Annotated in this window: 21 protein-coding genes; 10 read left to right on the top strand and 11 right to left on the bottom strand. The window is 72.2% G+C overall.

What is annotated here, in order from left to right; all coding sequences use genetic code 11:
• Positions 1-143: 143 nt before the first annotated feature.
• The 4 genes from AB0N81_RS08245 to AB0N81_RS08230 all read right to left on the bottom strand — a co-directional run bounded on the left by AB0N81_RS08245 (position 144) and on the right by AB0N81_RS08230 (position 6,060).
• Positions 144-2,159, bottom strand: coding sequence for a TerD family protein (locus AB0N81_RS08245; protein WP_365356743.1), 2,016 nt, complete (start codon positions 2,157-2,159; stop codon positions 144-146).
• A gap of 51 nt (positions 2,160-2,210) precedes the next feature.
• The gene (locus tag AB0N81_RS08240) at positions 2,211-2,789 is read right to left on the bottom strand and encodes a TerD family protein (RefSeq protein ID WP_365356741.1); all 579 of its coding nucleotides are present in this window, start codon (positions 2,787-2,789) and stop codon (positions 2,211-2,213) included.
• Between the two features lie 155 nt (positions 2,790-2,944).
• Positions 2,945-5,095, bottom strand: a complete 2,151-nt coding sequence (gene uvrB, locus AB0N81_RS08235) for an excinuclease ABC subunit UvrB (protein ID WP_365356740.1) — start codon at positions 5,093-5,095, stop codon at positions 2,945-2,947.
• 80 nt (positions 5,096-5,175) lie between these two features.
• Positions 5,176-6,060, bottom strand: coding sequence for an MHYT domain-containing protein (locus AB0N81_RS08230; protein ID WP_365356739.1), 885 nt, complete (start codon positions 6,058-6,060; stop codon positions 5,176-5,178).
• Between the two features lie 275 nt (positions 6,061-6,335).
• Here AB0N81_RS08230 and AB0N81_RS08225 point away from each other — a divergent pair, with 275 nt between their 5' ends.
• From AB0N81_RS08225 to AB0N81_RS08215, 3 genes are all read left to right on the top strand, one after another.
• Positions 6,336-7,229, top strand: a complete 894-nt coding sequence (locus AB0N81_RS08225) for a glycerophosphodiester phosphodiesterase family protein (RefSeq protein WP_365356738.1) — start codon at positions 6,336-6,338, stop codon at positions 7,227-7,229.
• Between the two features lie 75 nt (positions 7,230-7,304).
• Positions 7,305-7,901: a methylated-DNA--[protein]-cysteine S-methyltransferase gene (locus tag AB0N81_RS08220; protein ID WP_365356736.1), complete on the top strand. Its 597-nt coding sequence runs from the start codon at positions 7,305-7,307 to the stop codon at positions 7,899-7,901.
• A 45-nt stretch (positions 7,902-7,946) separates the two neighbouring features.
• Complete coding sequence (locus tag AB0N81_RS08215; RefSeq protein ID WP_365356735.1) at positions 7,947-9,209, top strand: MFS transporter; 1,263 nt, start codon at positions 7,947-7,949, stop codon at positions 9,207-9,209.
• 7 nt (positions 9,210-9,216) lie between these two features.
• Here AB0N81_RS08215 and AB0N81_RS08210 read toward each other — a convergent pair whose 3' ends face one another.
• Complete coding sequence (locus AB0N81_RS08210; protein WP_365356733.1) at positions 9,217-9,582, bottom strand: cupin domain-containing protein; 366 nt, start codon at positions 9,580-9,582, stop codon at positions 9,217-9,219.
• A 143-nt stretch (positions 9,583-9,725) separates the two neighbouring features.
• On the opposite strand from AB0N81_RS08210, the gene AB0N81_RS08205 reads away from it, so the two are divergent.
• Together AB0N81_RS08205 and AB0N81_RS08200 are read left to right on the top strand one after the other, a co-directional pair.
• Positions 9,726-10,625, top strand: a complete 900-nt coding sequence (locus AB0N81_RS08205; RefSeq protein WP_365357019.1) for a pseudouridine-5'-phosphate glycosidase — start codon at positions 9,726-9,728, stop codon at positions 10,623-10,625.
• 41 nt (positions 10,626-10,666) lie between these two features.
• Positions 10,667-11,605 (top strand): sugar kinase, encoded by a 939-nt coding sequence (locus AB0N81_RS08200; RefSeq protein WP_365357017.1) that lies wholly within the window; start codon positions 10,667-10,669, stop codon positions 11,603-11,605.
• A gap of 99 nt (positions 11,606-11,704) precedes the next feature.
• On the opposite strand, the gene AB0N81_RS08195 is transcribed toward AB0N81_RS08200, so the two are convergent.
• A complete protein-coding gene (locus AB0N81_RS08195) occupies positions 11,705-12,553 on the bottom strand; it encodes a methyltransferase domain-containing protein (protein ID WP_365356732.1) in 849 nt (282 codons plus the stop codon).
• Between the two features lie 145 nt (positions 12,554-12,698).
• On the opposite strand from AB0N81_RS08195, the gene corA reads away from it, so the two are divergent.
• The gene (gene corA, locus AB0N81_RS08190; protein WP_365356730.1) at positions 12,699-13,844 is read left to right on the top strand and encodes a magnesium/cobalt transporter CorA; all 1,146 of its coding nucleotides are present in this window, start codon (positions 12,699-12,701) and stop codon (positions 13,842-13,844) included.
• Between the two features lie 18 nt (positions 13,845-13,862).
• Here the strand turns inward: corA and AB0N81_RS08185 are convergent, their stop codons facing one another.
• Both AB0N81_RS08185 and AB0N81_RS08180 read right to left on the bottom strand, forming a co-directional pair.
• Positions 13,863-14,282, bottom strand: coding sequence for a CBS domain-containing protein (locus AB0N81_RS08185; protein ID WP_365356729.1), 420 nt, complete (start codon positions 14,280-14,282; stop codon positions 13,863-13,865).
• A 116-nt stretch (positions 14,283-14,398) separates the two neighbouring features.
• On the bottom strand, positions 14,399-15,031 hold the full coding sequence (locus tag AB0N81_RS08180) for a uridine kinase (RefSeq protein WP_365356727.1): 633 nt from the start codon (positions 15,029-15,031) through the stop codon (positions 14,399-14,401).
• Positions 15,032-15,104: 73 nt separating this feature from the next.
• On the opposite strand from AB0N81_RS08180, the gene AB0N81_RS08175 reads away from it, so the two are divergent.
• Together AB0N81_RS08175 and AB0N81_RS08170 are read left to right on the top strand one after the other, a co-directional pair.
• Entirely contained in the window at positions 15,105-15,827 is a 723-nt protein-coding gene (locus AB0N81_RS08175; protein WP_365356725.1) for a DUF2293 domain-containing protein, read from the top strand.
• 189 nt (positions 15,828-16,016) lie between these two features.
• Positions 16,017-16,496, top strand: a complete 480-nt coding sequence (locus AB0N81_RS08170; RefSeq protein ID WP_365356723.1) for an anthrone oxygenase family protein — start codon at positions 16,017-16,019, stop codon at positions 16,494-16,496.
• Positions 16,497-16,503: 7 nt separating this feature from the next.
• Here the strand turns inward: AB0N81_RS08170 and AB0N81_RS08165 are convergent, their stop codons facing one another.
• Together AB0N81_RS08165 and AB0N81_RS08160 are read right to left on the bottom strand one after the other, a co-directional pair.
• On the bottom strand, positions 16,504-16,719 hold the full coding sequence (locus AB0N81_RS08165) for a DUF397 domain-containing protein (protein WP_362995613.1): 216 nt from the start codon (positions 16,717-16,719) through the stop codon (positions 16,504-16,506).
• A 103-nt stretch (positions 16,720-16,822) separates the two neighbouring features.
• Positions 16,823-17,683: a helix-turn-helix transcriptional regulator gene (locus tag AB0N81_RS08160; protein ID WP_365356722.1), complete on the bottom strand. Its 861-nt coding sequence runs from the start codon at positions 17,681-17,683 to the stop codon at positions 16,823-16,825.
• Between the two features lie 158 nt (positions 17,684-17,841).
• Between AB0N81_RS08160 and AB0N81_RS08155 the strand changes: the two genes are divergently transcribed.
• Positions 17,842-18,336: an ATP-binding protein gene (locus AB0N81_RS08155; RefSeq protein WP_365356720.1), complete on the top strand. Its 495-nt coding sequence runs from the start codon at positions 17,842-17,844 to the stop codon at positions 18,334-18,336.
• Between the two features lie 105 nt (positions 18,337-18,441).
• Positions 18,442-18,855, top strand: a complete 414-nt coding sequence (locus AB0N81_RS08150; RefSeq protein ID WP_365357015.1) for a hypothetical protein — start codon at positions 18,442-18,444, stop codon at positions 18,853-18,855.
• 46 nt (positions 18,856-18,901) lie between these two features.
• On the opposite strand, the gene AB0N81_RS08145 is transcribed toward AB0N81_RS08150, so the two are convergent.
• Positions 18,902-19,096, bottom strand: coding sequence for a hypothetical protein (locus AB0N81_RS08145; protein ID WP_365356718.1), 195 nt, complete (start codon positions 19,094-19,096; stop codon positions 18,902-18,904).
• Positions 19,097-19,185: the final 89 nt, after the last annotated feature.

Genomic DNA, 19,185 nt, shown 5'->3' with positions numbered 1-19,185 from the left:
CGGTCCGTATTGACGGGTACGTCGCAGCCGGGAGTACTCCCCTCCGCAGGTAGAAGCGTACGCGAAACACCAAGCATTGGTAAAGGCGATGGCAAACGACGCCCAAAAGTCCTGGTCAGCCAGGTACAAAAGTCGCTTTGCCGTCAACGTCCGCCGTTGCGGCGGGCCGCCGCGACCTGGTCGAGAACCTGCCGCAGAATCCGGCTTCCCGGGGGGAGGACCGGCGGGTCGTAGGTCCACGCGTGGCCGACCCACGGGTCGGCGAGGTGGTCGTCGGGCACCGGCGTCAGCCGCAGGAGCGCGCGCCACAGAGGGTCGAGGAGCGGCCCGTACTCAGCGGCGTCCTCACGGTCGGCGACCATCATGAGGTGCACGCCGACGGCCGGCCCCTCGTCCGCGAGGTAGCGCAACTGCGTCACGGCGCGGTCGTCGAAGCCGTGCGGGAAGTCGTTGACGATCAGGAGCTGCTCGGCGATGTCCAGGTCCGGGGGCAGCGCGTCGGCGGCACCGCCGCGCACCGCCATCTGCACCAGGTCCACGCGCTGGGTGAGCCGGGCGAGGACTTCGGAGACGCCCGCCGCCCCGGAGGCCGGAGGTCCGGCGAGCACACCGGCCGTGACGAGCGGGGCGAGCGCGGGGGCGGCGGCGCCCGCCGCGTCGATGACGTGCACCTGGAACTCGTCCACGGGGTAGGCCGCGAGCAGCCGGGCCGCGTGCGCGACCGCGGTGTCCACGGCCAGCCGGCGCAGCTCTGTGGAGTCGGTGGCGTGGTTGGTGAGGGCCTTGCCGCTGTCGATCCACAGGCCGCGCTCCAGGGGCAGCCTGACGAGCATCGGGATGCGCAGGCCGACGCGCTCGGGGAGGTGCAGATCACCGAGGCGCAGCGCCATCGGGATCTCCATGGGCGCGCGGTAGGCATGCCAGACGGGGCTGCTCCACGCCGCGTACGCCGGCGGGAGCGCGGGCTCGACGACGTCGGCCTCGGCGGCGAGCTGGGCGAGGTCGCGGTCGAGGGCGGCCCTGGCCTGGTCGACGAGGTCGGCGTGCTTGGCGCGGGCGGTCTCCCGGGCGGCGTCGCCCGTGCCGCCGATGCGGGCGCGCGGGTCGGAGAGGACCTTGTCGAGCTCCTGCTCCATGCGGGAGTCGGCGAAGTCGACCGCGCTCCGGTACGCCGCCGTGGTGCGCGCCAGATCCTCGAACATGCCCCACACCTGGTTGTAGAGCCGCTCCTCCAGGGACCAGCCGGTGGCGTCGCCCGCGACGGGCTGGGCGGGCTGTCCGGGCCGGGGCACGGGCGCGGCGGGCGGGGGCGGCGGAGGCGCGCTGGTCGGCCGCCGTCCCGGGTGCGTGTAGTCGACGGGGCCGCCGCTCGGTGGGGCGTCGGGGGTGGCGGGAGAGGCGACAGAGGCGGAAGAGGCGGGGTCAGCGGGAGAGGCCGGGGTGTTGCCGTCCGGCTGCCGCGGGGGCTGTTCTTCTCGCGGGGCCGGGGCCGGGGCCGGGCGGCCCTGGGGTGCGGAGGTCCGGTCGGTGGCGGCCTGGCCGTGGGACGCCGCGCGCACCCGGGTGTCGTCGGTGGGGCGGGGCGGCGGCACGGCCACGGAGCGTGCCAGACCCTGCGCCACGGCGTCGTTGATCGCGCCCGCCAGCTCGCGGGCCTGGGGCAGGCCCTGGTCGGTGAGCATCTCGGTGAGGCCGCCCGCGTATCCCTGGCCGACGGCGCGGACCTTCCAGGCGTCCTGGCGGCGGTAGAGCTCCAGGGCGACGACGGCGGACTCGGCGTCCAGGTCGGTGATGGTGTAGCTGGCGACCTCGGCGCCGTCGAGCCCGGTGACCGCAACGAAGGGGGCGGCGAGGGCGCGGAAGCTGACCGGGGCTCCGGCACCGACGGGCAGCGCCAGCAGGACGCTGACCCGGTGGACGGTCTCCGGCAGGGCTCCGAGGTCCACGGCGAGGCGGTGGTCGGCCGCCGCCTGCTTGGACACCTCCAGGCCCGGCAGGGTGGGCGAGCCCGGGTGGGCCACCCACTCCACACCGTGGACCCGGCCCCGGTCGTCGCCGAGCGTGGCGCCCGCCACGACGGGCCGGCCGGCCGATACGCGGATCTCCAGGCGGGTCCCGGGAAGCGGGTGGTTCTGCCCGCGCACCAGCTCGGCCGTCATCGCGTTCGTTCCCCCTCGTACGTACGGATGGTGCTCACCTGCGGACGGCGCCTACAGGTGCGGCAGGATCGACGGCATCAGGTCCTGGAAGGTGCGGCCGTTGGCGGGGTTGCCGATGGCCGTCATCTGCCAGCCGGCGCCCGCGCGGTGGACCTTCGCCATGATCTGCGCGGTGTACTGGCCGCCGCCGTCGAGGGTGTAGCGCGCGAGCTCCTGGCCGTTGGTCTCGTCGACCAGACGGCAGAACGCGTTCTGCACCTCCTGGAAGGTCTGGCCGGTGAAGGAGTTCACCGTGAAGACGATCTGGTCGATGTGGACCGGGATCCGCTGGAGGTCGACGAGGATCGCCTCGTCGTCCCCGCCCTGGCCGACGCCGCCCACGAGGTTGTCGCCGGTGTGCCGCACCGAGCCGTCGTCGCTGACCAGGTGGCGGAAGAACACGACGTCCACCGGCTGCTTGTCCGCGAACAGCACCGCCGAAGCGTCCAGGTCGACCTCGCGGGTGCGCGAGCCGAACAGGCCGCGGCGCGGAGCCGCCTGCCACCCGAGTCCCATGCGCACCGCGGACAGGGCGCCCCCGTCGTCCTTCTGCAGGTTGATGGCCTGACCCTTGGTCATGTTGACCGTCACGCGCTGTCCCCTCTCGAACTGCCTGGGCAACCGCCTCTTGCGGTTGCCCAGCACCTTATGCAGGGCGACCTGCGAAGCCGCACCGCGGGCCGCACTTTGTGGCGGTCTTGCAACAGACCGGCCAGTACGCCGTCGCTCCTCCCCCGGGCGTGGTTCTAGGCCTGTCCCGCCTCCCTCATCTGTCGCAGTTCCTTCTTCATCTCGGACACCTCGTCGCGCAGCCGGGCGGCGATCTCGAACTGCAGGTCGGCGGCGGCCGTGCGCATGCGCTCGGTCATCTCCTCGATCTGCTCGGCCAGTTCGGCCGCGGGGCGGTCGGTCGGGACACTCTCCGCGCCCTTCTTGCCCTTGGCCTTGGTCTTGGCCTTGGCGGGGGCGGCCGCCTCGCCGCCGAGGGAGGGCACGGGGGCCTTGGCGCCCTTGCCGGCCTTCGGCTTGCGGTAGTCCGAGCCGAGGAGTTGTTCGGTGTCGACCTCCTCGCGGGCGATCGCCGACACGATGTCGTTGATCTTCTTGCGGAGGGGCTGCGGGTCGATGCCCTTCTCCTTGTTGTACGCGATCTGCTTCTCCCGGCGACGGTTGGTCTCGTCGATGGCCTTCTCCATGGCCGGGGTGACCTTGTCGGCGTACATGTGGACCTGGCCGGAGACGTTGCGCGCGGCGCGGCCGATCGTCTGGATCAGGGAGGTCCCGGAGCGCAGGAAGCCCTCCTTGTCGGCGTCGAGGATCGCCACCAGCGAGACCTCGGGCAGGTCGAGTCCCTCACGCAGGAGGTTGATGCCGACCAGGACGTCGTACTCACCGGCGCGCAGCTCGCGCAGGAGCTCGACGCGGCGCAGCGTGTCGACGTCGCTGTGCAGATAGCGGACCTGGATGCCGAGCTCGAGGAAGTAGTCGGTGAGGTCCTCGGCCATCTTCTTGGTGAGCGTGGTGACCAGGACGCGCTCGTCCTTCTCGGTGCGCAGGCGGATCTCGTGCACCAGGTCGTCGATCTGGCCCTCGGTGGGCTTCACGACGACCTCGGGGTCGACGAGGCCGGTGGGGCGGATGATCTGCTCGACGTAGCCGTCGCCGCGCGACAGCTCGTACTTCCCCGGGGTCGCCGAGAGGTAGACCGTCTGGCCGATGCGGCCGAGGAACTCCTCCCACTTCAGTGGGCGGTTGTCCAGGGCGGAGGGCAGCCGGAAGCCGTGGTCGACGAGGGTGCGCTTGCGGGAGGCGTCGCCCTCGTACATCGCGCCGATCTGCGGGACCGTGACGTGCGACTCGTCCAGGACGAGGAGGAAGTCGTCGGGGAAGTAGTCGAGGAGGGTGTTGGGGGCCGTGCCGGGGGCGCGGTCGTCGAAGTGCATCGAGTAGTTCTCGACGCCGGAGCAGGAACCGATCTGGCGGAGCATCTCCAGGTCGTACGTGGTGCGCATGCGCAGGCGCTGGGCCTCCAGCATCTTGCCCTGCTTCTCCAGCTCGGCGAGGCGCTCGGTGAGCTCCTTCTCGATGCCGTTGACCGCCTTCTCCAGGCGCTCGGGACCCGCTACGTAGTGCGATGCCGGGAAGACGTACAGGTGGTCGTCGTCGCTGATGACCTCGCCGGTGAGCGGGTGGAGGGTGGAGAGCGCCTCGATCTCGTCGCCGAACATCTCGATGCGGACCGCGAGCTCCTCGTAGACCGGGAAGATCTCGATGGTGTCGCCGCGGACGCGGAAGGTCCCGCGGGTGAACGCGAGGTCGTTGCGCGTGTACTGGATGTCGACGAAGCGGCGCAGGAGCTGGTCGCGGTCGATCTCGTCGCCGACCTTGAGCGGGACCATCCGGTCCACGTACTCCTGGGGGGTGCCGAGGCCGTAGATGCAGGAGACCGAGGCGACCACGATCACGTCGCGGCGGGTCAGCAGCGAGTTCGTGGCGGAGTGGCGCAGGCGCTCGACCTCCTCGTTGATCGAGGAGTCCTTCTCGATGTAGGTGTCCGACTGCGGGACGTACGCCTCGGGCTGGTAGTAGTCGTAGTACGAGACGAAGTACTCCACCGCGTTGTTCGGCAGCAGCTCGCGGAACTCGTTCGCCAGCTGGGCGGCCAGCGTCTTGTTCGGCGCCATCACGAGGGTGGGGCGCTGGAGCTTCTCGATCATCCACGCGGTGGTGGCCGACTTGCCGGTGCCGGTCGCGCCGAGGAGGACGACATCCTTCTCACCTGCGCGGATGCGTCGGTCCAGCTCGGCGATGGCCGCCGGCTGGTCACCGCTGGGCTGGTACGGACTGACGACCTCGAAAGGTGCCACCGTGCGTTCGATCTTGGATACGGGCCGCATGGAATCCACCGTACGACCCCGCACTGACAACCGGGCCGGATCGGCCGCCGGGCGGCGGCCGGGTCACCGGTTCCGCCGGGTCACCAGTTCTGCGGGGTGCGGGAGCCGGGGCGGGTGCGTGACCTGGGCCTGGTCCGGCGGCGGGCGATCGGCACGTGCCGGTCGCCGGAGCGCGGGACGGGGTAGGACTGCCGGGCGCGGCCGCCGTTCGCGGGGCTCCTGACGTCCGCCTGGCCGCCCATCACCATGAGCGGGTCGAACATCACGATCACGCCCGCGAGGAGCAGGAAGGCGAGCGGCCCGATCATCATGGGCGCGAGGATCTCGGCGGACGAGTCACCGGGCGGCGTGACGCCCGTGTCGTGCAGGTGGACGCTGAGACCCGCCATTCCCATGTAGTGCATGCCGCTGACGGCCAGGCCCATGACGAGGCTGGCGCCGAGGCTCCACAGGATGCCCCTGACCTGCCCCGCCGCCCAGAGCGCCGCGGTCGCGGCGGCCATGGCGATCACCACGGAGGCGGCGACGGTCAGGGTGTCGTACTCCAGCGTCCCGCGCAGACGCATACCGGCCATTCCCAGGTAGTGCATCGTGGCGATGCCGAGGCCCGTGATCGTTCCGCCGGTGAAGAGGGCGGTGCCCGTCGCGCCGCGGTAGCCGACGATGAAGATCCCGATGCCGACCATGACGATGGCGACGGCGAGACTCGCGAAGGTCAGGGCCTTGTCGTAGTGGATCGGGGCTTCCTCGACGGTGAAGCCCATCATCGCCACGAAGTGCATGGTCCAGATGCCGGACCCGATCGCGGCCGAGCCGAGAGCCAGCCAGCCGGGCCGCCAGGAGTGTGCGACGAGCAGCGATCTGGTCGTGCAGCGCAGGCCGAGCGCTCCTCCCAGGCAGGCCATGAGGTAGGCCACCACCGGTGTGACGACTCCGTAGCTGAACCCGTCGACCGTGCCCTGCATGCGCGGTAGCCCTTCCGCCTGTTGTGCCCAAAAGCCCTGAAAACGTCCTGTGCACCCCCTGCCGGCGGCCATCTGAAAGGCCGTCTGCTGAGGCAGAGAGTAAAGCTCACGCCGGAGCGTACGAACGATTTTCCGGCAAAGAATCCCCATCTCCACGCGCGGGGTCCTCGACTTTGGCGACTCCGTTCAACCTGTGGCCATCCTGCACCTGTCTCCCGTTGGCCGTTGACTGTCACTCTCGACCGGTCCGCGATCACACGACGCGAGGAGTACCCGTGTACGCACGTGCTGCCGCCACCACCGTCGCCCTCCTGGGAGCCGGTGCACTCGTCCTCCCCACCGCCACCGCCACCGCGCAGCCCCGCACGGCACCGAGCGCCACCGAACACGACAGGCCGCTGGTCGTCGCCCACCGCGGCGCCTCCGCCTACGCCCCCGAGAACACCCTCGCCGCCATCGACAAGGCCCGCGACATGGGGTTCCGCTGGGTCGAGAACGACGTCCAGCGGACCAAGGACGGCGAGCTGGTGATCATGCATGACGACACCCTGAAGCGGACGACGAACGTCGAGGACCTCTTCCCCGACCGCGCCCCGTGGAAGGTCGCCGACTTCACGGCGGCGGAGATAGCCGAGCTCGACGCGGGCAGCTGGTTCAGCCCGAAGTACGCGGGACAGCGGGTCCCCACCCTGAAGCAGTACATGCGGCGGGTCTCGCACAACCACCAGAAGCTGGTCTTCGAGTTCAAGAAGCCCGAGCTGTACCCGGGCATCGAGAAGCAGGGCCTGCGCATCCTGCGCAACGAGGGCTGGCTCGACAAGCACCACGTCAAGAGCAAGCTGGTCATCCAGAGCTTCAGCGCCGACAGTGTGAAGACGGTGCACAAGCTGCGGCCCGATGTGAAGACCGGTTTCCTCGGCACGCCGGCGGTCGCCGACCTGCCCGCGTACGCACGGTTCGCAGACCAGATCAACTCGACGCACACGTCCATCTCGGCCGGCTACGTCTCCGCGATCCACGCCCTCAAGGGCCCGCACGGCAAGCCGCTGGAGATCTTCACCTGGACCGTCAACGACGCCCCGAACGCGGTGCGCGCGGCGGGCTTCGGCGTGGACGGCATCATCACCAACACGCCCGACGTCGTGCGCAAGGCGCTGCGCGACAGCTGACGGACCGCCCGTCACGCGTGCCCGTCACGCCGCTGTCCTGCCGCGTTGTCAGTGGCCGCCCGTACGGTGGTCGGCATGAACGCCAATGGGCAGGACACGACCGGCGACGCGCGGGACACGGCCGCCGATACGCGGGGCCGGCGCGAGTCCGTGTGGGCCGTCGTCGACAGCGACATCGGTCCGCTGCTGCTCGCCGCGACCGGCGAGGGGCTGGTCACCGTGGCCTTCCACGCCACTGAGGCGGTACGCGACAGGACGCTGGACCGGCTCGGCTCCCGGCTGGGCGCCGAGCCCGTCCACGCGCCGGACTCACCCCTGCTCGCCGAGCCGATACGCCAGCTGGCGGCCTACTTCGCGGGCGACCGGCACGACTTCGAGCTGCCGCTCGACTGGTCGCTGATCTCTGGCTTCAACCGCCAGGTGCTGCGCGAGCTCGCCTCCGGCGTGCCGTACGGCGCGGTGGTGGGGTACGGCGACCTCGCCCGCCGCGTCGGCAGCCCCGGCGCGGCCCAGGCCGTGGGCCTCGCGATGGGCGCCAACCCGCTGCCGGTCGTCGTGCCGTGCCACCGCGTCGTGGAGAGCGACGGCGGCATCGGCGGCTTCGGGGGCGGCCTGGAGACCAAGCGGCGGCTGCTCGCCCTGGAAGGGGTGCTTCCCCAGCCACTGTTCTGACGGTGGCCCGTTCCCCGTGCGGAAATGCCCTGGCACACTGCGTCAGTGACTTCGACCCTCGACGCCCCTGACATACCCGGGCCGGAGGCGCTGCCCGCCCTCCGCCGACGTACGAACGCGGTGCTGATCGCCAGTCAGATACTGGGCGGGCTCGGGGTGCCGATCGGCATCGCCCTGGCTCCGATGCTGGCCACCGACGTGAGCGGGACGGAGGCGCTGTCCGGTCTGGCGCCGACCGCCTCCGTGGCGGGCACAGCCCTGCTCTCGCTGCCGCTCGCCGCGCTGATGAACTCGCGCGGGCGGCGGGCCGGACTCGTCCTCGCGTACGTGATCGGCGCACTGGGCGCGGGGCTCGTCGTGCTCGCCTCGGTCGTCGGGAGCTTCGCCCTGCTGCTGTTCGGCATGGCGGCCTTCGGGTCGGGCTCGCTGGCCACACTCCAGGCGCGGTTCGCCGCGGCCGACCTCGCCGAGCCCGACCGGCGCGGCCGGGCCATCTCCCACGTCATCTGGGCCACCACGATCGGCTCCGTGCTCGGGCCGAACATCTCCGCGCCCGCGAGCCGCGTCTTCACCGACACCTCCATCCCCGAGGAGGCCGGGCCCTTCCTCTTCGCCGCGGGGATCTTCGCGGTCGCCGCACTGGTGGTGGCGGTGCTGCTGCGGCCCGACCCGCTGCTCACCGCCCGCGCGCTGGCCCCGCAGGACAGCGGGACCGCGCAGAGCCGCTCGCTGAAGGCCGGCGTCGCCGCGGTGGCCGCGTCGCCGATGGCGCGCCTCGCCCTGGTGACGGTGGCCGCTTCGCACACCGTGATGGTCTCGATCATGGTGATGACCCCGGTCGACCTGGGGCACCACGGGGCGAGTCTGCAACTGGTCGGCCTGGTCATCAGCGGCCACATCGCGGGCATGTACGCGTTCTCGCCCGTGATGGGCTGGCTCGCCGACCGGTTCGGCAGGCTCTCCGTGATCGGGCTCGCCGTGGGGCTGTTGTGCTGTGCCGCGCTGCTCGCGGGCACGGCGGGGCCCAGCCACGGCCAGACCGCCGCCGGACTCTTCCTGCTGGGCCTCGGCTGGTCCGCCGGTCTTGTCTCCGGCTCGGCGCTGCTCACCGACTCGGTGCCGCAGCCCGCCCGGGCCGCCGTGCAGGGCCTGTCGGACCTGACGATGAACGCGGCGGCGGGTATCGGGGGCGCCGCCGCGGGCCTGATCGTCGCGCGGGCGAGCTACGGCTGGCTCAACCTCGTCGGCGTCTGCGTACTGCTGCCGATGGCCGGGCTCGCCCTGCGCAGGGCGGTCAAGAAGGCGTGAACGGCGGTCACGGGAGCGTGATGTGGTACGCCTTGCGCAGCGTCTCGTGGACGGTCCAGGTGGTGCGGTCGCCCTCCCGCAGCACGGCCGCGTCGCCCGGACCGATCTCCAGGGTGTCGCCGCCCTCGACCGCCACGGTGGCGCGGCCGCTGACGACCACGAAGAGTTCGTTGGCCTCGGTGTCGGTGACCACGCCCGGCGTGATCTGCCAGATGCCGCGCAGCTGCTTGCCGTCGGCGGACTCCCAGAGCACCTTGCCGGTCACCACCGGGTCGCCCGAGACGATCTGCGCCGGGTCGAGCGGCTCGGCCTCCAGCTCGACATCCGGAATATGCACGGCAAAAGACGCAACGGTCTGATCATTCGTGGTCATGGCCGGTCACCCTAGCCGGGGCCCGGGATGCCTCTGGGCGGCGGGGGTTTGACGGCACGCGCCTGGACGGCGGGGGTTTGACGGGGCGCGCCGCCCGCCAGGGATGAGGGGAGACCCGACAGGCAGGAGGCAGGCCCGTGCTGATGGTGTCCGACGAGGTGCAGAGGGCTGTCGCGGAGCGGCGCCCCGTGGTGGCCCTGGAGTCCACGATCATCGCGCACGGCCTGCCGCGCCCGCGCAACCTCCAGGTGGCCGGGGAACTCGAAGCGTCCGTACGGGACGAGGGCGCCGTCCCCGCGACGATCGCCGTGCTGGACGGGATACCCCGCGTCGGCCTGGACAAGGAGCAGCTGGACCGGGTCGCGAACGAGGACGGCATCCGCAAACTGGGCCACCGTGACCTGCCGCTCGCCGTCGCCACGGGTGCGAGCGGGGCCACCACGGTGTCGGCCACCGCACTGCTCGCCGCGCGCGCGGGAGTGCGGGTGTTCGCCACGGGAGGGCTCGGCGGAGTGCACCGGCAGTGGACCCACTCGCAGGACGAGTCGGCCGACCTGGGGCTGCTCGCCCGCACCCGGATCACCGTGGTGTGCGCGGGCGTGAAGTCGATACTGGACGTGGCGGCGACGCTGGAGCGCCTGGAGACGCTGGGCGTCGCGGTCGCGGGGTTCGGGACCGACCGCTTTCCGGGCTTCTACGTGGCCGACTCCGGGCATCCGGTGGACTGGACGCTGCGTACGCCCGGGGAGGTGGCCGGGGTGATGCGGGCCCAGGACGCGCTGGAGGGGCCGGACTCGGCACTGATCGTGGCCAACCCGGTGTCCCGCGCGGAGCAGCTCGATCCGCGGCTCCACGCGCGCGTGCTCGCCGAGGCGCTGAAGGCGTGCGAGGAGCGGGGCATCACGGGGCAGGCGATCACGCCGTTCCTGCTGGAGGAGCTGGTGCGGCGCACCGGGGGCGCGTCGCTGGAGGCCAACCTCGCGGCGGTCCGCGGGAATGTCCGGCTCGCGGGGCGGATCGCGACGGCCTGGGCCGGGCGGTGAGGGAGCGGGCCGTGCGGGAACGGGCCGTGCGGGAACGGGCCGTGCGGGAACGGGCGGCCGTATCCCCGGGTCCCGGGGGTCTGCTGGTCGTCGGGGATGTCGTCACGGACATCGTGGCCCGCCACCGTACGGCGCTCGTGCCCGGCACCGACACGGCCGCGGCCATCCGCACCGTGCCCGGCGGCGCGGGCGCCAACGTGGCCTGCTGGGCGGCCCATCGGGGCCGCGCCGACGTCCGGCTCCTCGGGCGGGTCGGCGCCGACGCGGCGACGTGGCACGAGGCCGCGCTCACACGCGCGGGGGTGCGACCCCGGCTCGTCGTCGACGCCGGGGCGCCGACGGGGACGGTGGTCTGCCTGGTGGACGCCGGCGCCGCGGCCGAGCGGACGTTCCTCACGGACAGCGGCGCGGCGCTGCGCCTCTCCCCCGCCGACTGGTCGCCCGACCTGCTCGACGGCGTGGCCCTGCTGCATCTGTCCGGCTATCTGTTCTTCGCCGAACCGGGCCGGGCGGCGGCCCGCGCGGCGCTGGCGGCGGCCCACGCGCGCGGGGTGCCGGTGAGCGTCGATCCCGCGTCGGCGGGGTTCCTCGCGCGGACGGGCGTGGAGCGGTTCCTCTCGACGGTGGACGGGGTGGCCGTGCTGCTACCGAGCCGGGACGAGGCCGAGCTGCTCACCGGGGTGTCCGACCCGGCGGAGGCGGCGTCGAAGCTGAGCCACCGCTTCCCGGCCGTCGTGGTCAAAGTGGGCGCCGAGGGGGCCCTGGTGGCGCGGGACGGTCGGCTGCTGGGCCGGATCCCCGCGGTGCCCGCGCGCGTGCGTGACTCGACGGGGGCGGGCGACGCGTTCACGGGCGCGTTCCTGGCCGCACGGCTCGAGGGGGCGGGGCTGCGCGAGGCGGCGGAGGAGGGGTGCCGGGCGGGGGCGCGGGCCGTGGGGCTGATCGGGGGCAGACCGCCGGGCCCGGCGTCGGCGCCATGACAGCCGAACGGCACGGGCCCTTCCGTGGTCGTATCGCCCGCCGCGGAGCACTCGCTCAACGCGGTGGCCACGGCTGAGCGGACACCCCTCGCACGGCGGTCACGCCTTCCTCCCCCACGTGGAGATGAGCGGCGGGGTCGCCAGGTCCAGGGCGCCCGTCGCCACGTTCGCCAGGTGCTGGTCGATGTCCTCGGGCGTGGCCAGGCCCGCCCCGGTCAGCTCGGCGCGGAGCTGCTGGAGCGTGGCGGTCTCCAGGGCTGCCACTCCCGGCGAGACGAGCGGGAAGTACGCGTCGGACTCCACCCGGCGCAGCCCCGCCTCACGCAGCAGCCGGGGCAGTCCGCGCCCGTACGCGACGTCGGCGCCCGGCTCGGTGAACAGCGCGCGCACCGCCTGGCGCAGCCGGTTGGCCAACTCCTGGGCGGGGCCGTGCTCGTCGGGGCAGGCCAGCGGCTGGAGCGCAGGGTCGAGCTCCTCGACGAGGAGTCTGCCGCCGGGCCGCAGCGCCCTGAGCATCGACGCGATGGCCCGCTTCCGGTCGCCGACGTCGGCGAGGACGAGCCGCGCGTGCACGAGGTCGAAGCCCCCGGCGGGCGGCGGGTCCGCGGCGACGTCGTGGATCCGCACTTCGAGCGGCGAGCGCGCGGCCCGAGTCTGCCACGACGTGTCGATGTCGGTCGCGAGGACCCGGCCGGTGGGACCGACCCGCCTGGCGAGCCAGGAGATCACGGAGGTGCCGCCCGCCCCGACCTCCCAGCAGCGCCAGCCGGGGCCGATGCCGAGGCGTTCGATGTGCCCGAAGGTCGTGGGGTCGAAGAGGTCGGCGAAGGCCTCGGAGCGCGATCGCGTGCCGGACTGCCGGGAGCCGGAGAGCTGCCGGTGGTCGGAGAGCTGCCGGGGGCCGGCGTACTGCCGTGGGTCGAGGAGATGACCGTCGATTTGCGTCATGTCGTGATCATCCCAGTTGTCCCGCTTGCTCCCGGGAGGCAGAACCGGTCAATCCGGAACGGAGTACTCCGTTCCCACAGGCCTTGGCGGGTGGCCGGAACGTACTGGCAGACTGGCACGCCAAGTCGTCCGTCGAGGAGCCCATATGTCCATGGCAGGCAATCTGCGCAAGGTCGGAACCCTGCGCAAGGTCAGTGGCCTGCGCAGAGTCGGCGGCCTGCGGAAGGTGGCACGCCTGGCCCGCCGCGGCACCCGTGTCGACCTGAGCCACCCGGCCCGCTCCCCGCTCGGCTCGTCGGTGGTCAACTGCGTGACGTACCGGGAAGGGGTGCGCGAGCCGCAGGGGCACGATCTGGTCGAGTCGGTGAAGCGGGTCCGCAAGTCCGGTGACGGCTTCGTCTGGCTCGGACTGCACGAGCCGACGGAGGAAGAGTTCGCCGACATCGCCGACCTCTTCGGCCTGCACCCCCTCGCGGTGGAGGACGCGGTGCACGCGCACCAGCGCCCGAAGGTCGAGCGGTACGACCAGACGCTGTTCGCCGTGTTCAAGACCGTCTGCTACGTGGAACACGGCGAACTGACCGCGACCAGCGAGGTGGTGGACACCGGCGAGATCATGGTCTTCGTGGGGCGGGAGTTCGTCATCACGGTCCGGCACGGCCGGCACGGCTCGCTCGGCCCGCTGCGCGAGGAGCTGGAGGCGTCGCCCGAGCAGCTCGCCCAGGGCCCGGCCGCGGTGCTGCACGCCATCGCGGACCAGGTCGTCGACGACTACCTCGCGTCGACGGACGCGATCCAGTCGGACATCGACCAGGTCGAGACGGACGTGTTCGCGCCGGACGGCGCGCGGGCCGACCCCGGCCGTATCTACCAGCTCAAGCGCGAACTGCTCGAACTGAAACGGGCGGTGGTGCCGCTCGGCCGCCCGCTCCAGGTGCTCGCCACGCAGCCGATGCGGATCATCGCCCCGGAGATACAGGCGTACTTCCGCGACGTCGACGACCACTTGAAGCGGGCCACCGAACAGATCGCCGCCTTCGACGAGTTGCTGAACTCGATCCTCCAGGCGCACCTGGCGCAGGTCACGGTCGCGCAGAACGAGGACATGCGGAAGATCACCGCATGGGCGGCGGTCATCGCGGTGCCGACGATGGTCTGCGGTATGTACGGCATGAACTTCGACCACATGCCCGAACTGCACTGGCGGTTCGGTTATCCGCTCGTCATGTCCGTGATCGTGACGGCCTGTGTGGCGCTGTACCGCGGCTTCCGGCGGAGCGGCTGGCTGTGAGGCCGCGCGCCGGCGGGGTCACCCCTTGGCGTACACGCTCTCGACCCAGCCCGCGAGCTGGTCGTCCTCGAGATGGGTGGCCAGGTCGGCCTCGCTGATCATGCCGACGAGCCGCTTGTTCTCGATCACCGGCAGCCGGCGGATCTGGTGGCCCTGCATCTCCCGCAGCACCTCGGCGATGTCGGCGTCCGCCTCGATCCAGCGCGGGGTGCCCTTCGCCATCTCGCCCGCGGTGACCCGCGACGGGTCGTGCCCCATCGCCACGCAGCCGACGACGATGTCGCGGTCGGTGAGGATTCCGCAGAGCCGTTCGTTGCCGTCGCTGATGGGCAGCGCGCCCACATCGAGTTCGCGCATCATCTGGGCGGCGCGGTCCAGGGTCTCGTGCTCGGGGATCCACTGGGCACCCCGGTGCATGATGTCTCCGGCGGTGGTCATCACTACCTCCCGTTGCCGGGCAGTGTCCGGAGCCGCGCGAAGGCGCGGCTGGTCCCGGCGCTCCTCATTCTCGCGGCGCCCGCGACGGCACGCATCCGGAGCCGCCCGCCGGCGGGTCAGCCGCGCCACGCCGGGTGGCGCGGGTCGTCCGCCCGTACCACCACATCCGCCGCGGCCGCGGGGTCCACCTCCTCCTCGTACCGCTCGAACGCGGGCAGCGTCCACCGCTCACCCTCCGGTGTGCGCCGCTTCAGGGCTCCCGGCGACAGCCGCACGTGCACGGTCAGGTCGAACGGGAACCAGTGCCCGAGGAGGAGCGGGCCGTGCAGCAACAGCAACCCGCCGGGCGCGAGTTCGACGTACGGGCTGCGGGTCGCGCGGTCGGCCGCCGGGTCCCACAGATCGGGCAGCACGCGTCCCGTGCCGCCGGGGTCGAGCGGCCCGAAGACCTCGCGCCACAGGGCGCCGGTGTCGAACCAGCCGCTGTAGTACGCCTCCACGTCCTCGTGACCGTATTCGAACCGGAGCGAGGCGGGACGCAGGAAGCCCTCCGTGCCGATCACCAGCGCGCTCCGCCCCCGCAGGCGCAGCGCCTCGCCGACCAGTCGCGCCAGTTCACCGGTGCCGCCCGCCAGAGCCCCGTCGAGGGCCACCCGCGTCCACGGGCTCCCGTCGGCCGTCTCCAGGCCGACCAGCCGGTCGGCGAGGGTGTCGGCCAGCCGTTCCCAGGTGATCGGTTCGAGTCGCACGGACCCATGATGCCGGTGCCGGCACCCGCTTCCGTACCGCTTGGCGGAGCAGGGGCGCGGGGATGAGAGGGGCATGGCGAGCCCTCCGGTCACCCCTTCCGCCCGCACCGGACTCCTGGTCTTCCAGCCGCTGCGGCGGAGGCACTGTGCGCAGTGCCGCTCGGGGCCGCTTCCGCTGCTCGTCCTGGAGGGCGGTGACCCGCACTGCCTGGACTGCGCCGACCTCGGGCACCTCGTGTACCTGCCGCGCGGTGACACGGCGCTCACGCGGCGGGCCCGCGAGGACAGTGGCCTGTCGGCCGTGGTCGTCCGCTTCCACCGGCGCCGGGCCCGCTACGAACGGCAGGGAGTGCTCGTCGAGGAGGCCGCGCTCGCGCGCGCCGAGGAGCGCTGTCTGGCCGACGCGCAGGCGCGGGCGCGGCGCCGGGCGCGGGACGCGGCGCGGCGGGCGGCGCAGGACCTGCGGTTCACGGAGGCGTTCGCCGCGGAGATCCACCGGCTCTTTCCCGGCTGCCCCCGCGACCGGGCCCGTGCCGTCGCCGCGCACGCGTCGGTGCGGGGCAGCGGCCGGGTGGGGCGGAGTGCGGCGGGGCGGGCGCTGTCGGAGGGGGCGGTGACGGCGGCGGTCGTGGCGGCGGTGCGGCACACGGCCACGCCGTACGACCGGCTGCTGATGAGCGGGGTGCCGCGCGGGGAGGCGCGGCGGCGGATCGGCGCCGCGGTGGAGGCGACGTTACGGGAGTGGCGCGAGCCGCGGGACGGGGACGGGGACGGCTTGCGTCAGACGGGCGCGTGACGTCCGCCGACCCACGAGACGGCGGCGTATGCGGTCGCGAGCGTCGCGTATGGCGGCCCGGGGCCGACAGGAATTGACTTGTGGTGGACCGGGGCCGCCCTGCACCATCACTCGCGCCCACCACCCGCCGCGACCACAGTCATTTCACTCACAGCCGACACAACCGCCCCAGTCTCCACGGGAGTTGCCATGATCGACGGACCGTACTTCGTGCTCACCGTGCTGGGGGCGCTCGCCTGCGGCCTCGTCGCCGGGGTCTTCGCCGCGTTCTCGACCTTCGTGATGAAGGGTCTCGCCGCGCTGCCCCCGGCCCAGGGCATCGCCGCGATGAACCGGATCAACGTCGCCGCGGTCACCCCGGCCTTCATGGCCGTGTTCCTGGGGGCGACGGGGCTCACCGCCGTGCTCGCCGTCGTGACGTTCGTGCTCTGGCCGGACGAGGGCACGGTCGAGCTGCTGCTCGGCAGCGCGCTGTATCTGGTCGGCTCGTTCGGGGTGACCGTCGTGGCGAACGTTCCGCGCAACGACACCCTCGCCAAGGTCGACCCCGACAGTGCGGAGGGCGCCGCGTACTGGCGCGACTACGTCAGCCGGTGGACGGCGTGGAACCACGTCCGCGGTGTCGCCTCGCTCGCCGCGACGGCGTGCTTCGTCCTCGGCCTGACCTGAACCGGGCTCACGACAGCAGGAAGTCCGCTTCGCCCGCCTTGGCCCCCTCGATGAACGCGGTGATCTCCCCATGCGTGTAGATGAGCGCGGGGCCGTCGGGGTCGGCGGACTGGCGGACGGCGACGCGGCCGTCGGCCAGCTTCATGGCTTCCAGGCAGTTGCCGCCGTTGCCGCCGCTCCAGGGCTTGTGCCAGCCCTCGGTGCCCAGGTCGCGGGCGGGCATGCCGTTGTAGATCCGGGACTCCCTGACCTCGTTGCGCGAGTCGTCGCGGGCTCCGGGTGAACGCGGACCGGCAGGGCGCGTTCCGGCTCGATGTCGGTCCATGTCACAGCTCCTTGCGGAGGTCCCGGAGGATCTCCTTCGTGCGTTGTGCGGTGGCGGCCTGCGCCGCCATGCGGTCCATGACCTCCAGGTGGGTGGCCACCTCTTTGCGCGCGTCCAGGTAGACGGCGCCGGTCAGGTACTCGCTGTAGACCATGTCGGGCAGCTCCGCCATGGCGAAGCGGAAGAGCACGAACGGTCCGTACGTTCCGGGGTGCGGGCCCGCCGCGAAGGTGGCGACCTGCAAAGTGACATGGGGCAGCTCGGCGGCTTCGAGGAGGCGGTCGATCTGCTCCCGCATCACGTCGGCGTCGCCCACCGGCCTGCGCAGCGCGGTCTCGTCCATGACCACCCAGAGCCGGGGCGCGTCCTCACGGGTGAGCAGCGACTGGCGTTCCATGCGCAGCGCCACGTACCGCTCGATGTCCGCGGGCCTGGTCTGGCCGATGGCGCCGGAGCGCATCACGCCGCGCGCGTACTCCTCGGTCTGCAGGAGCCCCGGCACGAAGTGGGGTTCGTACGACCTGATGAGGCTTGCGGCCCCCTCCAGGCTGACGTACATGCTGAACCAGCCGGGCAGGATGTCGTGGAACCGCTGCCACCAGCCGGGCTTGTTGGCCTCCTCGGCGAGGGTGACGAAGGCTTCGGCCTCGTCGTCCGCGACGCCGTAGGACTTCAGGAGCAGCTGGAGGTACGGGATCTTCAGCGCGACCTCGGCCGTCTCCATGCGGCGGACGGTGGCGGGGGCGACGCGCAGGATCTTCGCGGCCTCCTCGCGTTTCAGGCCCGCGCTCTCGCGCAGATCCTGCAGGCGACGACCGAGAACGACCTGGCCGACGGTCGGGGCTGACCGCGGTTCGCTCACGTCTCCTACCTCCACCTGACTCCGCGTTGCTTCAACTCACACCGCACCGCGAGCTGTAGCGAGCAGTGTGCCATGCGCCGTCTCGGAGGAACACGCCACTGTGCACTTTTCAGAGTGGGTCTTGCCAAGGTGTTCCGGGCGGGGCGATAGTGGGGACCGTGACTCCGCCCGCGCCGTTACGAACCGAAGCCGCCGGAGGCCGACTTGGCGATCTCGCCGAGACGTGGCCCGAGGCCGCCGAGGTCTGCGTCAGTTTCGCCCTCGCACCACGTCCGGGCTCCGTCGCACAGGCCAGACGCCTGATGCGCACGCAGCTGGACGGGTGGGCGGTGCGCGACGACGACGCCTGCGACGCGGCGGCACTCGTCATCTCCGAACTGGTCACCAATGCCGTGGTGCACACCGCGAGCCGGCGGATCATCTGCGAGCTCTGCGCGGATCCGGAGAAGCTGCGAATAGCCGTACGTGACGAAGGGTGCGGGTCAGGCATGCCGCGCCCGGCGCACAGGGGGACCGACGAGGAGCACGGGAGGGGACTGCTTCTTGTCGACGCGGTGAGCAGCGCGTGGGGCGTCCACGACGCGGGGCCCGGTTTCGGGCTCACGGTGTGGGCGGAGTTGCGGCGGACGGCGGGCTCGTCGGCGTCGGCGTAGCGGAAGGACGTGTGCGCGGACCGGCGCGCGCGGAACGAATCGAACGAGCGTGGCAGTGACACGGGCGGGGGGCATGTGAGCGCGGGTACGGTGCGGCCGTTGGATCTGAACACCTTGGTCCGTCTGTCGCGACGGCGGCAGCGCACCGGGAGACCGACACCACCACCCCTGCGGCTCGATCTGCCCGAGGGGATGACCGAGCCGCTCGGCTGCGACGCGGTGGCGGTGCCCGCGGCGTTCGGGCCCCGGCTGATGTCGTGGCTGCCCCGCGTGGGCTGTGTGTACGAGGACGGGGCGCGCTGGTGGTGGATCGTGCCCGCGGACTCGGATGTCGCCATGGAGTGGCCCGCGCCCGTCGCCTACTCCGCGGGTGCGGTGGTGCGGGACGCCGACCGCAGTCCGGTCCTGATCAACCGTCCGGCGGACGATGTTCCCTATACGCCGCCGATCCCGCTGTATCTGGCGCTGTGCCGGGTCACGGGGACCACACCGGGATGGTCGCGGGCCCTCAGCGCCTGAGGGGGTGACTGGTGCGCACGTCCGGCACCGTGCACGCGGCCGCGTCTCACGCGGCCACGGCGAGCTCCGGGGTCTCATCGGCCACGCGCACGATCACCAGGAAGGCGTCCGACGCGAGGTCCATCACGACCTCCGCGGGCTGTCCTTCCTGACGGCGGGCCCGCGCGAACTCTTCCGCGGGCCACGAGCCGCGCGGTCCGCCCGCGGGGAACCGCTCCAACACCGTTCGTCCGTTCGTCATGATTCCTGTCCCCCGTGCCGTTCCGGTTCGTTCGCGGTCCGAAGACCCTGTACCGAGGAGAACGCGCGGGACGGCCCCGTGGGTGCGCG

The organism is Streptomyces sp. NPDC093510 (assembly GCF_040683555.1).
Lineage (GTDB): Bacteria > Actinomycetota > Actinomycetes > Streptomycetales > Streptomycetaceae > Streptomyces.
The sequence above is the reverse complement of the archived record's forward strand: the minus strand, read 5'-3'. Positions and strand labels throughout refer to the sequence as shown.

Coding starts and splice junctions, on each gene's coding strand:
- AB0N81_RS08170 (WP_365356723.1), top strand. CDS start 16,017: ATGATCGACGGACCGTACTTCGTGCTCACCGTGCTGGGGGCGCTCGCC.
- corA (WP_365356730.1), top strand. CDS start 12,699: ATGTCCATGGCAGGCAATCTGCGCAAGGTCGGAACCCTGCGCAAGGTC.
- AB0N81_RS08220 (WP_365356736.1), top strand. CDS start 7,305: ATGAACGCCAATGGGCAGGACACGACCGGCGACGCGCGGGACACGGCC.
- AB0N81_RS08175 (WP_365356725.1), top strand. CDS start 15,105: ATGGCGAGCCCTCCGGTCACCCCTTCCGCCCGCACCGGACTCCTGGTC.
- AB0N81_RS08145 (WP_365356718.1), bottom strand. CDS start 19,096: ATGACGAACGGACGAACGGTGTTGGAGCGGTTCCCCGCGGGCGGACCG.
- AB0N81_RS08205 (WP_365357019.1), top strand. CDS start 9,726: ATGGTGTCCGACGAGGTGCAGAGGGCTGTCGCGGAGCGGCGCCCCGTG.
- AB0N81_RS08230 (WP_365356739.1), bottom strand. CDS start 6,060: ATGCAGGGCACGGTCGACGGGTTCAGCTACGGAGTCGTCACACCGGTG.
- AB0N81_RS08185 (WP_365356729.1), bottom strand. CDS start 14,282: ATGACCACCGCCGGAGACATCATGCACCGGGGTGCCCAGTGGATCCCC.
- AB0N81_RS08165 (WP_362995613.1), bottom strand. CDS start 16,719: ATGCCCGCCCGCGACCTGGGCACCGAGGGCTGGCACAAGCCCTGGAGC.
- AB0N81_RS08245 (WP_365356743.1), bottom strand. CDS start 2,159: ATGACGGCCGAGCTGGTGCGCGGGCAGAACCACCCGCTTCCCGGGACC.
- AB0N81_RS08210 (WP_365356733.1), bottom strand. CDS start 9,582: ATGACCACGAATGATCAGACCGTTGCGTCTTTTGCCGTGCATATTCCG.
- AB0N81_RS08195 (WP_365356732.1), bottom strand. CDS start 12,553: ATGACGCAAATCGACGGTCATCTCCTCGACCCACGGCAGTACGCCGGC.
- uvrB (WP_365356740.1), bottom strand. CDS start 5,095: ATGCGGCCCGTATCCAAGATCGAACGCACGGTGGCACCTTTCGAGGTC.